The sequence below is a fragment of the Mycobacterium neglectum genome (assembly GCF_002591975.1).
In the GTDB taxonomy this organism is placed as follows: domain Bacteria; phylum Actinomycetota; class Actinomycetes; order Mycobacteriales; family Mycobacteriaceae; genus Mycobacterium; species Mycobacterium neglectum.
This window is the reverse complement of record NZ_NVQE01000003.1, coordinates 199,349-213,127: the sequence shown is the minus strand read 5'-3', so window position 1 is coordinate 213,127 and position 13,779 is coordinate 199,349. Positions and strand designations below refer to the sequence as shown.

10 protein-coding genes and 1 pseudogene are annotated in these 13,779 nt (G+C 68.0%); 2 read left to right on the top strand and 9 right to left on the bottom strand.

Annotation, left to right across the window (positions count from 1 at the left end):
- Window positions 1–11: 11 nt before the first annotated feature.
- The 8 genes and pseudogenes from CSQ99_RS04260 to CSQ99_RS04225 all read right to left on the bottom strand — a co-directional run bounded on the left by CSQ99_RS04260 (window position 12) and on the right by CSQ99_RS04225 (window position 8,844).
- A complete protein-coding gene (locus CSQ99_RS04260) occupies window positions 12–353 on the bottom strand; it encodes a YbaB/EbfC family nucleoid-associated protein (protein WP_099037792.1) in 342 nt (113 codons plus the stop codon).
- Window positions 350–1,849, bottom strand: a complete 1,500-nt coding sequence (locus CSQ99_RS04255; RefSeq protein WP_099037791.1) for a PPE domain-containing protein — start codon at window positions 1,847–1,849, stop codon at window positions 350–352. Before CSQ99_RS04255 ends, CSQ99_RS04260 begins: the two co-directional genes overlap by 4 nt.
- Before the next feature lie 4 nt (window positions 1,850–1,853).
- Window positions 1,854–3,251 (bottom strand): type VII secretion protein EccE, encoded by a 1,398-nt coding sequence (eccE, locus tag CSQ99_RS04250; RefSeq protein ID WP_099037790.1) that lies wholly within the window; start codon window positions 3,249–3,251, stop codon window positions 1,854–1,856.
- The gene (gene mycP / locus CSQ99_RS04245) at window positions 3,248–4,594 is read right to left on the bottom strand and encodes a type VII secretion-associated serine protease mycosin (RefSeq protein WP_099037789.1); all 1,347 of its coding nucleotides are present in this window, start codon (window positions 4,592–4,594) and stop codon (window positions 3,248–3,250) included. Before mycP ends, eccE begins: the two co-directional genes overlap by 4 nt.
- Window positions 4,595–4,864: 270 nt before the next feature.
- Window positions 4,865–5,041: pseudogene (locus tag CSQ99_RS04240) on the bottom strand (HPr family phosphocarrier protein); the annotation flags it as partial.
- 35 nt (window positions 5,042–5,076) lie between these two features.
- The gene (locus CSQ99_RS04235) at window positions 5,077–7,089 is read right to left on the bottom strand and encodes a PTS fructose transporter subunit IIABC (RefSeq protein ID WP_099037787.1); all 2,013 of its coding nucleotides are present in this window, start codon (window positions 7,087–7,089) and stop codon (window positions 5,077–5,079) included.
- A gap of 4 nt (window positions 7,090–7,093) precedes the next feature.
- A complete protein-coding gene (locus CSQ99_RS04230; protein ID WP_099037786.1) occupies window positions 7,094–8,080 on the bottom strand; it encodes a 1-phosphofructokinase family hexose kinase in 987 nt (328 codons plus the stop codon).
- Entirely contained in the window at window positions 8,077–8,844 is a 768-nt protein-coding gene (locus tag CSQ99_RS04225) for a DeoR/GlpR family DNA-binding transcription regulator (RefSeq protein WP_099037785.1), read from the bottom strand. The genes CSQ99_RS04230 and CSQ99_RS04225 overlap by 4 nt, the downstream gene beginning before the upstream one ends.
- A 102-nt stretch (window positions 8,845–8,946) precedes the next feature.
- Here CSQ99_RS04225 and ptsP point away from each other — a divergent pair, with 102 nt between their 5' ends.
- Together ptsP and CSQ99_RS04215 are read left to right on the top strand one after the other, a co-directional pair.
- On the top strand, window positions 8,947–10,650 hold the full coding sequence (ptsP, locus tag CSQ99_RS04220) for a phosphoenolpyruvate--protein phosphotransferase (protein WP_099037784.1): 1,704 nt from the start codon (window positions 8,947–8,949) through the stop codon (window positions 10,648–10,650).
- A gap of 28 nt (window positions 10,651–10,678) precedes the next feature.
- On the top strand, window positions 10,679–11,647 hold the full coding sequence (locus CSQ99_RS04215) for a pirin family protein (RefSeq protein WP_099037783.1): 969 nt from the start codon (window positions 10,679–10,681) through the stop codon (window positions 11,645–11,647).
- On the opposite strand, the gene CSQ99_RS04210 is transcribed toward CSQ99_RS04215, so the two are convergent.
- Window positions 11,628–13,778 carry an FUSC family protein gene (locus CSQ99_RS04210; RefSeq protein ID WP_099037782.1) on the bottom strand — a complete coding sequence of 717 codons (2,151 nt, stop codon included), beginning with the start codon at window positions 13,776–13,778 and terminating at the stop codon, window positions 11,628–11,630. The two genes, CSQ99_RS04215 and CSQ99_RS04210, sit on opposite strands and share 20 nt — an antisense overlap.
- Window position 13,779 lies beyond the last annotated feature (1 nt).

The following is a 13,779-nucleotide window of genomic DNA, read 5'->3' as shown; positions in this document are numbered from 1 at the left end:
GTCGAACGATACTAAGGTTCGTCGGCGCGCAGGTCGGCGGTGATGTCTGCGACCGCGGCGTCGATGCGGTCCCTGTCGCGCTCGATCGACTCGGTCGCGGCATCGCTCGCCTTCTGTAATGCCTCGTTGAGTCGCTTCTCAACCGTCGGCGCACCCAGCCGCAGCAGTCCGTCGGCGATGAACGTGCCGGTGAGGTGGTGGTGGCCGTTGAGCGTCACCTCGACCGTCTCGGCGTCGTCGGTGGCGGTGAACGTCTGGTGGTTCATCTTGTACAACTGCTCATCCATCAGTGACTGCAACCGTTGCGCCTGCTGCAGGACGGCGGCGACCTCCGGATGCATCTCGTCGGTCACTGGTCGTCCTGCTCGCTTTGTTTGCCGTCCTGCACGTCCCTGCGGCGGCGATTACCGATGACCGCCTCGGTCCACGCGCGGTCCTCGACGTACAGGTCCTCGTCGGGTGCCGTGAGCGGATCGCGACGCTTCTCCTTGCCCTGCTGTGCGCCCTGCGCGCCGTGCATGGGCGCCATACCGCCCATCCCACCTGCGATGCCACCCTGGGTCGCGGTACCGGCCGCGGGTCCGGCGCCGACGGGCATGGGCGGGCCCGGCGCGACGGTTTCGGGCGTCACTGCGGGCGAAAGAGGCGCAGACCCTGCGCTGGCGCCCCCGGCCCCGCCGCCCCCCGCTGCGGGTCGCAGGTTCGGATCGGCGGGTACTTTCGACGTTCCGTCGGGCGTCTCGCCGTCGGGCGTCTCGCTCGGGCTGCCGGCGCCGGCGCCTCCCGAGGGCGATCCACCGCCCGACGGTGACCCGCCACCGGCGCCGCCACCCTGCGGCGAACCCGACTGCGGCTGCGGGCTTCCCATTGACTCGCCCATCTTCCGGGCCATCGCGGCCGACTCCCCGGCGGGTTGGTCACCGGCACCGCCGCCTCCGCTGCCGCTACCCGCGGACGTCAGGCCGTCGCCCGGTTTGAACGGCGGGTCGGCAGGGCGGACCGGTGTGAACGTCGCGCCATTCGCATAATCCTGGCGCACCTCGTCGGACTGCGCCTGGAGCTCCTCCATGCGCTGGCGGATCCGCTCCATCTCCCTCTGGACCCGGACGCCGCCGTGTGGCGCGCTCACGCTGGAGAGTTGGCGAATCCGCGCTTCCAGCTCGGTGTACTCCTTGGCGATGGGATCGTGCGTGCTCTTTGCTTTGTCATGTGCCGAAAGAATTTTCGACGCGGCTTCGGCCAGGTCGTACCAGGCTCCGGACAGCTGAGTCAGCCAGTTGCCGAACGTGGTCATCCGTGCGTAGGCGGCGTCGGCGGCCTCACCCTCCCAGTCGCCGGGCGGAGGCTTCGGCTTGTTGTTGTCGACACGGTTGGACGCAATGCCCCACAGCAACATCGCGGTCTTGAGCGAAGCGCCGGTGTCCGGCGCGCTCAGCTCGGCCTGGGTCTGTATGACGTTGCTATATCCGCTCGCATCGAGTAGTCGCGGAGTGCCTGGGGGAACAGGGATTTCGGGAGGCGGTGTCTGCGGAGACGGAATGGTGATGGCGTCGACTGCCGCGGCGCGTTCGGGATTGTCGAGCGCCCTGCCGTAGTCGTCGTCGACCTTCTGGTAGGCCTGCGCGGCGATGTCCAGCATCTCGGCAATGCGTTGGTTCTCGACTTCGGCCCACCGCTCCAACTCTTTCAACGACTGCGCGTTGGCGTTGAGGTTGGCGATCGCATCGTTCGTGGAGGGCAGGGCATCCGGTGGTAACACCGCATCCTCGGAGGGGCTGTTCCAGTTTTGCCCCTTCATCTCGGTGGCTTGGCCGGTGAGGGCGCTGGGCTCCACCCGTTGGACCGTCACGACCTCAGCCCTCCAGCGCCATCTGGTAGCGGCTTTCCTCACGGGGGTTGATCAACCGGATCGGTAGCTGCTTATGCCGTGGGGTGTCGATGAAGTTGTCCCGCAAGATAACTCGTCCAACGCCGGGGTGCGGACCCAGGTACGTCGTGGCGTTGGGCCAGGCCACCTTGGCGTCCTGCCCGATGTGGCCGTTGATAGACCCGGCGAACTCGGCGAACTGCGGTAGCAGGGTGACCACCGCGCCCGCGGCCGCCGATCGCACGACGAACTGGGTGAACAACCGGGCGTCGCCGAGGTTGATGCTCACGTCGATGTCGTCGAACGGCATGTACACCGGATAGCGGTCCGCGGTCTCGCCGACGAGAACCCCGGCAGATCCGACGGGCAGTTCATAGTGACGGTCGTTGACCGGGCTGATGCCGTGCAACGCGGCCCGCTGCCCGCCGAACAGGCAGGAAAACCCCCGCGGCGTCGACGGATTCGCGAGCGTCGTCAACAGCACGGTGGCGGTGGGAGCCTCACCGGGCCGGATGCGGACCCGGGTGATGGTGTGATCGGCGCGCGCCGACCACCACGCGTCGGGGCCGCCCGGCGCGGTGTACGCGGCGGTGAAGGTGCTGCGGCCTTTGATTGCCGACCATGTCTCGCGTTCGAAGCTGATCTCGGTCGCCCGGTCGAAGTCGTCGAAGCTACGGATGGCCCGGGCATCAACACCGTTGCTGGACAGCTGATCTGCGATCCGCGTCACCGATGCAACGAGATACCGTGCGAGTCCGGCCACACCGGAATCGCGCCGCTGTGCGGACTTACGCGTGCGCTCCGGGTCTGCCCTCAACACGATCCATGTGCGCCGATTCGCCGGTGCGGGGTAGGGCCCAACGACCTGCTCATACAGCGCCACCAGGCTCGACGGTGCGGTCTTGCCCACTCGATACCCCGCCGACACCACGTCGGCCTCGAGATCGGGACAGTGTGCGGCGACCAATCGCTCGACCAGTCGGGTGTCGATCACGTCGTCGGAATAGGCCTCACCGTTGACGATCACAGTTGGCGTGAACGGCCGCGGGACCAGTTCGATGGCCGAGACCAGGTAGCCGTCCTGCCAGCGGACGGCGACGTGGTCGCCGGGCATCACGGTGGAACCGACGGCCGGCTCGGACGGCCGGTCCGGAACATTGCGATGGCGCCGCCGCCACGCGAACACGGCCGCGATCCAGCCGGTGAGCCGTCGCCCGCGAATCGTCAGTACGGCTGCGAGAGCGATGATTACCGCCAGGGTGATCCCCAGCCAAAGCAGATCGAGCTGGATGAACAGCAGGATGCAGGCGGGAATCAGCACTGCCGCCCAGATGGCGTGACCGGTGGTGAAGCGCAGCCCGAAATGGGACGCAAAGTTTCTCATCGGCGCCTCAGTGCGCGGCGAGCCAGGGCGCCGAGTCCCAGCGCGAGCGCCAGGGCGACTCCGGTGATGACGACGGCGGTGATCGGTCCTCGGTCCGGCGGCGGGATGACCACTGGTGCCGGAATCTCCTTGACCTGGTAGGGAACTCGCTCCGGACCCGCAGGCACGTCCCAGGTCAGCGCGGCGACCGGGTCGATGACGCCTGCACCGACGTAATTGTCGACGCCACCGCCGGGGTGCCGTGCCGTTGCGGTGATCCTGTTCATGATCTGAGCGGGGGTCAGGACGGGGAAGCGTTGTTTGAGCAGTGCCGCCAGCCCGGACACGTATGCGGCCGCGAACGAGGTGCCACTGATCGGGATCGGACCGTCCTGTCCGGTCAACGCGTTCACGGGCCGTCCGTCGTAGCCGAGCGCCACCAGGTTCTCTGCCGGTGCCGCGGCGCCAACCCACGGTCCGGACACCGAGAAGGTGCTCGGCTGACCGTTCTGGGCGACGCCGCCGACGGTGAGCACCAGCGGCGAGTACCACGCCGGACTGACGATCGTCTGTACCTGCTTCCAGCCGCGCGGATCGGCGGGTATCGCGGGATCGGGCGGCGGGTTCTGGCTACAGTCCTGGCCGGTGTTGCCCGCCGCGACGACGATGACCGCACCCTTGACGTTGACCGCGTAGTTGATCGCGGCGCCGAGCCCAGTTTCATCGATCGGCCTGGTCACCTTGTAGCAGGCTGCCTCGCTGATGTTGATGACCTGCGCGCCGAGGTTGGCCGCGTGCACGACCGCGCGTGCCAGACTTCGCAGCGACCCGGCGGTCTGGGTGGTGTTCGGGTCATTGGGATCGGTGCGCGCGCCGACGGGTTGAAACGCCTCTGACGTCTGCCGCAGCGACAGGATGCGGGCGTCGGGCGCGACCCCGATGAACCCGTCCGTCGGTGCGGGCCGGCCGGCGATGATCGACGCGGTCAGCGTTCCATGGGAATCGCAGTCGGACATGCCGTTGCCCGCTTGGTCCACGAAGTCGCCGCCGGGCTCAGCGGGCACCCGAGGCGAGCCGTTGACCCCGGTGTCGATGACGGCGACAGTTATCCCCGCGCCCGTTGCGGATTTTTGCGCCTCGGCGAGGCGCAGGTAGTCGTTCGCCCAGGGCTTGTCGGCGAAATTCGAGTTGGGGAATGCCGTGGGGGCCGAGCAGACCCGACGCTGTTCGGTGGGCTGATCGGGACCCGTCTCGTCCGGCGGCACAGCCGCCGGATCGATAGTGGGTGGTTCGATCGCGACTGCAGGCGGAGCGCTGAACAACGCCAGCAACAGCACCACCAGCAGCACACCTATGCGGTGCACTCGTTATGCACCTCCCCCGAAACTCGACAAGCAGGCAGTATGCCGGTGCCCCCACAGCAAACCCCCGACGGTCCCCCGGGCAGGACAAATTCTCACGTCAAGCCGACTGCCTGATTGCACGCAGCCAATCTTAAGGGGCCGCGCGGGGGGTCAGGTCCGCAATCTTGTTCCGGTGCAGGTCGCCTGCGGTCAGGCGTCGAGGTCCTGCTGGACCAGCCCGGCGACCGCGGCGAGAACCTCCGCGTCGTCACAGGCGACGGTCACCTGTGCGCCGTTGCCCGCGCCGAGCGTCATGATCATCAGCGCCGAACCGGCGTCAACGGGCTCACCGCCGTCCAGCGAGAGGAACACGGGCACCCCTGCTTTCACCACCTCTTCGGCGATGATGGCAGCGGGGCGGGCGTGCAGGCCGATCGACGATCCGACGATGACGGTCTTGGCGGGCATGAGTGATCTCCTTCAGTGGTGGTGGGTGTTAGGGGTCAGGCCGCCGCGAGTGCGGGCGCGTCTTCGACGTCCGCGGCGGGCTTGACGAACTGCTTGGCGGCGATGACGGCAAGTGCGCCCGCCACGGTGCCGGCTGCGAGGGCCACGAGGAACCAAAGCAGGTTTCCGATGGCGAAGAAGACGAATATCCCGCCATGCGGTGCTTTCAGGGTGACGTCGAAAGCCATGATCAACGCACCGGTGATGGCGCCGCCGAACATCATCGACGGGATCACTCGCAGCGGATCAGCCGCGGCGAATGGGATCGCTCCCTCCGAGATGAACGACGCACCGAGAAGCCAAGCGGCCCGGCCGTTTTCCCGCTCCGGCTCGGTGAACACGTTCGGCCGAATCGTTGAGGCCAGCGCCATCGCCAGCGGGGGAACCATGCCCGCGGCCATCACCGCGGCCATGATGCGCAGCGATGCGGGGTCAGCGACGTTGAGGCCCGCGGTCGCGAATGCGTAGGCGGCCTTGTTCACCGGGCCGCCGAGGTCGAAGCACATCATCAGGCCGAGGATGACGCCGAGAATGATGACGGAACTGCCCGACATGCCACCGAGCCAGTTGGTCAGGCCCGACGTGATCGCCGCCAGTGGACGACCGAGCAGCAGGAACATCAACAGGCCGACCGCCAGCGATGCGAACAACGGGATGATCACCACCGGCATCAAGCCGCGAAGCCACCGCGGGGCGGCGATCCGGCTTATCCACAGTGCGGTGAAGCCGGCGATCAACCCGCCGACGATGCCGCCGATGAAGCCGCCGCCGACGAAGACCGCGACGGCGCCAGCGGTGAAGCCGGGGGCGATACCCGGCCGGTCGGCGATCGCGAACGAAATGTAGCCGGCCAGCGCGGGCACCAGGAACATGAATGCCAGCCCGCCGAGGGTGAACAGCACCGCTCCGAGATACTGGAGCAGCCCTCCGGCGGGCAGGTTGGTCAACGAGTTGGTACTGGCGATGACGTGGCCGATAGATCCGAATCCGTAGGCCAGTGAGGGCTGTTCGCCCTCGGCCGAGTTTGCGATCTCGTAGCCGCCGAACAGGAAGCCGAGCGCGATCAGCAGACCACCGGCGGCGACGAACGGGATCATGTAGCTCACACCGGTGAGCAGAATCTGGCGCGTGCGGGTGCCCCAGCCGACCCCACCTGCCTGCGTCGCGCTGGGTGCCGACGGCCCTGCGCCGCCGTCCACGCGGGCTGAGTTCGGATTATCTGCTGCGGCAAGGGCTTCGGCGATCATCTTGCCGGGCTCGTTGATCGCCCGTTTCACACCTGACGCGATCACGGGCTTGCCCGCGAACCGATGCTTGTCCTTGACGCCGACATCGGTGGCGAATATGACGGCGTCGGCCGCCGCGATCGTCGACGCATCCAGCGGTGTGCTGCCCGAGGATCCCTGCGTCTCGACATGAAGTGCGACGCCGGCGTCCTTCGCCGCGGCGGCCAGCGAATCGGCGGCCATGTAGGTGTGCGCGATACCGGTCGGGCAGGCGGTGACCGCGAGCAGCGTCCTTGTCCGCTCTGGAACGGGTTCTTTTGCGGGAGTGGCCTTATCGGGGTTGAGTACTCCGTCGACGAGCGCGACCACTTCGGCGGGTGTGGTGGCCTGCCGGAGCGACTCGACGAAGTCCTTGCGCACCAACGCGCGTGCGAGGCTGGACAGCAGCTTCATGTGCTCTGCACCGCCGGATTCGGGGGCCGCGATCAGGAAGGCCAGATCGGCGGGCCCGTCGGGCGCACCGAAATCGACGGGCGGCTTCAAACGCGCGAAACCTATCGAGGCGCTGTCGACGTGCGGTGAGCGACAGTGCGGGATCGCGATGCCGCCCGGCAGGCCGGTCGCCGACTGCTCCTCGCGTGCCATCGCCGCGGCGAACAAGCCGTCGGCGTCGGTGGAGCGTCCGGAATCGGCGAGACGCTGCACGAGACTACGGATCACCGCCTGCTTGTCGTCACCTGCGTTGACGTCGAGCAGGACCAGATCGGTGTTGATGATGGTCATGGCGTTACTTTCGGGTTGGCGGCGGGTTTGTCGGGGCGAGGTGAAGTACGTGTACGGCATCGAGGTCGAGATCTGCCGGGCCCGGCTGAGCCGATCCGGGCAAGGCGGCAGCGGCGCTGCCGTAGGCGACCGCCATCTGCAGTCGCTGCGGGGGAGCCGCACCTGCGACCTGGGCGCGGATGTAGCCGGCGAGGGCGGCATCTCCTGCGCCGACGGTGCTGCGCGGTGTGATGGGCGGCGGGGTGGCGAACCAGCTGCCTTCGTCGTCGACCAGGACGGCGCCTGCGGATCCGAGCGTGGCGAGCACAGCGCCGACGCCCCGATCGATCAATCGTCGGGCCGCAGAGACCACCGGTTCCGGGTCACCTTGGGCGACAGCGGCTTCCAATGCAAGGGGAGAGAACCCCAGCACACTGGCGAGTTCCTCGGCGTTGGGCTTGATGAGATCGGGGGCGGCGCGGTCGAAGGACTCGACGAGGGCCGTCAACGGGCGGTCGGACGTGTCGACGGCGACCCGGCAACCGAATGCGGCAAGCATCGCCACGACGTCCGCGTACCAGCCGTCGGGCATCCCGGGCGGGAGCGAACCAGACAACAGCACCCAGGACGCGGACTCCGCCGCGGCGACCACGGACTGGGTGAGCGCGTCGACGGTCGGTGCGTCCATGGCGGCGCCCGGTTCGTTGAGTTTGGTTGTGGTTCCGTCGTGTTCGGTGATCGTGAGGTTGGTGCGCACCGGCTCATCGGTGGACACACAACGAAAGGGCACCGCGGCGACGTGTAGGGCGGCGATCAGGGGATCCGCGGCGGGCGCAGGCAGCAGCGCGATCGCGTCCACGCCGGCCGACGTCAGTGCCCGCGCGACATTGACGCCCTTTCCACCGGCCTCGGTGGTGACCGACGTGACCCGGTGCACGGCGCCGCGCGTGAGCGGTGTGGTGAGGGTGACGGTCCGGTCGATGCTCGGGTTCGGCGTGACGGTGACGATCATGCGACCACCACCTCCACGCCCTGCTCGGTGAACTGAGCGCGGTCGGTGTCGGTGATCTCAGAGTCGGTGATCAGTGTGTCGACTACCGACAGCGGAGCGAAGCTGACGAAGTCTTCGAGCCCGACCTTGGAGGAGTCGGCCACCGCGACCACATAATTCGCCGCACTGACCATGGCACGCTTGACCGCCGCTTCATCGCTGTCCGGTGTGGACAGGCCGTGGCGGACGGTGATTCCGTTGGTTCCGATGAACGCGATGTCGACGCGCATCGTGTCCAGCACCCGAAGTGTCTGTTCGCCGACCGTGGCCTGGGTGACGCCGCGGACCCTGCCGCCGAGAAGCTGAAGCGAGACCGACGGCATCGCAGCAAGGCGGGCGGCGACCGGTACCGAGTTTGTCACCACCACAAGCTCCCGATCGGTGGGGAGATGAGCGGCGACGCGTGCGGTGGTGGTGCCCGCATCCAGTAGCACTGTGGCGCCGCCCTGCGGCAGCAGTTCGGCGGCCGCTGCCGCAATCGCGTCCTTGTGCTCGGCCCGGGTGGCCTCACGCTCGCCCACACCGGCCTCGACGAGGTGGAGTGCGCGCGCCGGGACCGCACCACCGTGCACTCGCCGCAACACCCCCGCCTTGTCCAGTGCGGCGAGATCGCGCCGGACCGTCTCGGTGGTGACGTCATAGGCCTGCGCCAATTCGGTGACCGAGGCGCGGCCATGCGCGATCACCAGTGAGGCGATCGCCTGCTGGCGCTCTTCGGCGTACATGTGGCTCCGTATGTGTGGGTATCGAACCGTCTCAATGTTGATTTAATTGGTTTTACTACTGTTTGTGTTGACTTGTCAAGCTTTTCTTGTAATCTGATTCACATGAGCGCTGCATCCCCGTCTACGTCACTCCCAGCCGGTACTGCTCTTTTCGGTGTTCCGGTGGTCCCCGGCGTCGCCTACGCGCCGGTGATCAGGCCAGGCCGGCCGCCGTCGCTCGACGACGACGCTTCAGGCGACGTATCTGAGTCCGACCCGTCGGCCGAGGCGGCCCGCTTCACGGCTGCCGCGGCCGCAGTCGCATCACGGCTGCGTGACCGTGCGGCCCACGCGACGGGTGCCGCCTCCGAGGTGCTGGCCGCGACCGCGACCCTGGCGCAGGACCGGGCATGGTTGGGCGCCGCCGAGAAGCGGATCACCGAAGGCGCTCCCGCCGTCCGAGCGGTGGCAGGCGCCGTCGAGCAGTTCACCGATTTGTTCACCAAACTCGGCGGCCTGATGGCCGAACGGGTGACCGATCTGCGGGATATCCGCGACCGCGTGATCGCTGAGTTGAAAGGTCTGCCCGAACCCGGTGTTCCGGTGCCTGCGGTGCCGTCGATTCTGTGCGCCCAAGACCTCGCGCCCGCCGACACCGCGGGCCTGGACCCGACGTTGGTCGTCGCGCTGGCCACGACGCTGGGCGGGCCCACCAGCCACACCGCGATCATTGCGCGACAACTCGGCATCCCGTGTGTCGTCGCCATCGAGGGCCTGGACGCCGTCGATAGCGGGACGATGGTGCTCGTCGACGGCACGGTGGGAACCGTTACCGTCGCCCCCGATGCCGCGGCGGCCGCCGAGGCGGTCTCGCAGGCGCGACACGATGCCGACCGGACCGCACGCTGGACCGGGCCCGGCGCCACCTCCGACGGACATGCGATCGCTGTGCTGGCCAACGTGCAGGACGGCGCCGCGGCGCGCTCCGCCCGTGAAACCGCGGCCGAGGGCGTCGGCCTGTTCCGCACCGAACTGTGCTTCCTGAACCGTGAGACCGAGCCGAGCGTCGATGAGCAGGCCGACATCTACGCCGAGGTGCTGGACGCCTTCGCCGGGCGCAAGGTGGTCATCAGGACACTCGATGCGGGTTCCGACAAGCCGTTGAAGTTCGCCGAGCATCCCGACGAGGCCAATCCAGCGCTCGGCGTGCGGGGCATCCGCATCGCTTTCGGCAATCCAGGCGTGCTGGACCGACAGCTCGAAGCGATTGCCGTCGCCGGTAGGCGAACGGGTAACCAGCCCTGGGTGATGGCGCCGATGATCGCCACCGCAGAGGAGGCCGAACAATTCGCGGCGCAGGTCCGCCTCCATGGCCTGACGCCGGGCGTGATGATCGAGGTACCGTCTGCGGCGCTGCTGGCCCACCGGATTCTCGACCACGTGGACTTCCTGTCGATCGGCACCAACGACCTCGCTCAGTACACGATGGCCGCCGACCGGATGTCGGCCGAACTCGCTGCGCTCACCGATCCATGGCAGCCCGCCGTGTTGACGTTGGTGGCGATGGCGGTGCGGGCCGGTGCCGCCGCGGACAAGCCCGTCGGCGTCTGCGGGGAGGCCGCCGCGGATCCGCTGCTGGCATGCGTACTCGCCGGTCTCGGTGTCACGTCGTTGTCGGCGGCCGCCGCTGCCCTCCAGGGTGTCGGCGCTCGACTGGCGCAGGTGTCGCTGTCGCAGTGCCGCGCCGCGGCCGAAGCCGTGCTCGCCGCCGGTACCGCGGCCGAAGCCCGTGCGGCGGCGCTAACCGCGTTGGAGGGGTCGGAATAAGGCGGACTACAGTCCGGTTATCGATGGCATGCCTGCTATCACTGCCGACACCCTGACACTGCCGCGCATTGCCGCGGCCGGACCGTCGGATACCGAACGACCGGTCCGCTCGATCACCACCGGCCCACGAGGCCATGAAGGCGAGGGCTTTCCCGTCGTGCGTGCGTTCGCCGGTGTCAGTTCCGCCGACCTCGATCCGTTCGTGCACATGGACCAGATGGGTGAGGTCGAGTACGAACCCGGCGAACCCAGAGGCACCGACTGGCATCCGCACCGCGGTTTCGAGACCGTCACCTACATGCTCGACGGACGCTTCGCCCATCAGGACTCCCACGGTGGCGGTGGGCTGATCACCGACGGTGCCACGCAGTGGATGACCGCGGGGTCGGGCATTCTGCACATCGAGACGCCGCCCGCCGAGCTGGTCGAGAGCGGCGGTGTGTTCCACGGCATCCAGCTCTGGGTGAATCTGCCGCGCAAGGACAAGTTCGCGACACCGCGCTACCAGGCGATCGAGGGTGACGAGGCCAAGCTGTTGTCCTCGGAGGACGGCGGCGCGCTGGTCCGCCTCATCGCGGGCGACATCGCGCAACATCGGGGCCCCGGCGCCACCCACACGCCGATCACCATGGCGCACAGCACGATCGAGCCGGGCGCCCGGCTGAATCTGCCGTGGAACCGCGACTTCAACGCGCTCGTCTATGTGCTGTCGGGCCGCGGAACGGTCGGACCGGTCGGTCATCCGATCCATCAGGGACAGCTGGCCGTGCTCGGGCCGGGCGACCGGATCAGTGTGAGCGCCGATGCCGGGCAAGATGCACACCGTTCCGCGCTCGAAGTGCTCATCCTCGGCGGCAAGCCGATACGCGAACCCGTGTTCCAGTACGGCCCGTTCGTGATGAACACCAAGATGGAAGTGATCCAGGCGCTCGAGGATTACAACGGGGGCAAGTTCGGCGCCATCCCGCCGGATGCGCTCATGCCGCACCGCGTTTGACGGGTGCGGGATCGCTTCTCGGATAGAGCAGTTCCAGCTCACCAACATGTGCGGCGGCGGTCACCAACGGCAGCGCCGCCGCGACGGCAAGTTCTTCGTCGGAAGCGTCGGCCCGCAGGGCGATCACGAAGTCGTCGCTGATCGGTTCCAGCGCTGACCCGTTCGAAGCGCCGGTGACGTGCTGACACACCGCCTCGGTGTGCGTCTCGAGCACCTTGCGGGTCCGCGCGTACACACCGTGCGGCGGGGGGACGACGTCGGCGATCAGTTCGGCGGCGGCGCGCAGCCGAACCGCGCGGTTGGCCCGCCGCACCACCGGCGCTCGGACATCGGCCGCCCCGCTGCTCTCCGAAAGATACTGGCGCACAGCGTCGTCAACCGTCCGTGAGGCCTGGAGCGCCTCCTGGCTGAGTGCAATGACCCGGTTGGTCGCCTCCTCGGACGCACCACGGGTGACGCGCAGAACGGCCGCGGTGAGAAACCTCGCGCCGACGGCGAAGGACTCGTCGATCACCGTCGACACCCGGGTGCGCACTCCGCGCGGCCACAACAGCACCGACACGACGACGCCGACCAGTGCGCCGATGATGACGTCTTGGATACGGATCAACCCGACGCTCCATCCCGTCGGTGCGATCAGGTTGAAGATGATCAACACCATCATCGTGAACGCCGCTTGGCCGGCGATGAACGACGCGACCTCCGGCACGAACGCCGAACCGAACGCCACGAACGGCAGCAGCGCCCACATGACGATGGGATCGACACCGACGAGTTCGATGACGACCACACCCAACATGAAGCCGAGCGCCGTACCGGCCACTGCGCGAACAACCCGGGTGCCCGTCGTCAGCGCACTACTGCGCAGCACGGACAACGCGCCCAGCACCACCCAGAAGCCGTTCTGCAGCGGGAACACCTGGGTGACCGCGACGGCAAGGGCCAGACCGAGACCCGTGCGCAGACTGTTGCGCAACACCACCGCCCTGGTCGCCACCAGTCCCTTGGTGATCGCCGCGACGGCGGTCGTCTCCGGCATCACCCAATCCGCGGTTCCCGTCGGTGGCAGTCGACGGCCCAGAACGCGCGCCCACACCGGACGGGCGTCGGCGTCGGCGGCATTGCGGATGATCCGCCCGGTCACGCCCACGGTGGCCGAGAACGTGCGGCGGCCCAACAACTTGCGGCCGACGGCGACGGCCTCCGCGTCGTCGGTGGACCCGAGTATCTCGATGATGTCCTCGCGGTAGCGCCCCTGCGCGACGGATCGCAGTTCGGCCAATGCCGAGTTGAGGTCCGCCCCCCGGGCCGCACGCGCCGGGGGGTCGGAAATACTCAGCACCGCAGCGCAATCCCGCAGCACCCGGACCAGTGGCGGCCTCAGATCGCCGAGCAGGCGACCGGTGTCATCGGTGATCCGGTCCGCAAGGAAGCCGAGGTCGTCCACGACCCGCACCAGTGCCCGGCTGCCCGCGGTGAGCCCCACCGGGCGAAAGTCGGCGCCTAGGAAGCTTTCCCACAGCGCATTCATCGCGCGGGTCGCGTCCTTGGCCGTACCGGTGCCCTCCAGGGCATCGGCCAGCCCGGTGCATACCTGCGCTGAGTGACGTCGTAATTCGTCGTGATGGCGTGGCGCGAACATGAACAGTGCCGCGGGTACGCATACGGCAAGCGCGATGAGCCAGCCGAGCAGACGGTCGGCGATCGGGCCGACCGGAAGGCACGCCGGCAGCACGAACGTCAGCAGAGTGGCGCGCTGGCCTGCGGCGACGATCTCACTGAGGACACCGGAAAACGTCACCACCACACCGAGAACGAACATCACCACGACACTGACCAACGGATGGTCGGCCACCAGCGTGCCGAGGGTGATCAGTACGGCTCCGTTGACACCCAGACCGCAATAGGCGAATGTGCGGGCCGGGCGGTTTCCGGGGAAGTCCACCAGGATCAGCAGCGCCACCGAACCGAAAATGCTGAACAACGCTGTCTGCGAACCAGTTCCGACGGTGAATCCGACCGCAGCCGAGATGGGTACCACGATCGCGGCCCGCGTGGCACGTCGCAGTGCATCGAATTCGGGGTCGCGCTGCCGAAGCAGATCGACCGCGCGGCGCCACGGGTTCGCCATG

What these genes read in the sequence shown, in the direction of transcription:
- ptsP (WP_099037784.1), top strand. Translation starts at nt 8,947, where the DNA reads ATGAGCGCTGCATCCCCGTCTACGTCACTCCCAGCCGGTACTGCTCTT.
- CSQ99_RS04235 (WP_099037787.1), bottom strand. Translation starts at nt 7,089, where the DNA reads ATGACCATCATCAACACCGATCTGGTCCTGCTCGACGTCAACGCAGGT.
- CSQ99_RS04210 (WP_099037782.1), bottom strand. Translation starts at nt 13,778, where the DNA reads ATGGCGAACCCGTGGCGCCGCGCGGTCGATCTGCTTCGGCAGCGCGAC.
- CSQ99_RS04230 (WP_099037786.1), bottom strand. Translation starts at nt 8,080, where the DNA reads ATGATCGTCACCGTCACGCCGAACCCGAGCATCGACCGGACCGTCACC.
- CSQ99_RS04215 (WP_099037783.1), top strand. Translation starts at nt 10,679, where the DNA reads ATGCCTGCTATCACTGCCGACACCCTGACACTGCCGCGCATTGCCGCG.
- CSQ99_RS04225 (WP_099037785.1), bottom strand. Translation starts at nt 8,844, where the DNA reads ATGTACGCCGAAGAGCGCCAGCAGGCGATCGCCTCACTGGTGATCGCG.
- eccE (WP_099037790.1), bottom strand. Translation starts at nt 3,251, where the DNA reads ATGAGAAACTTTGCGTCCCATTTCGGGCTGCGCTTCACCACCGGTCAC.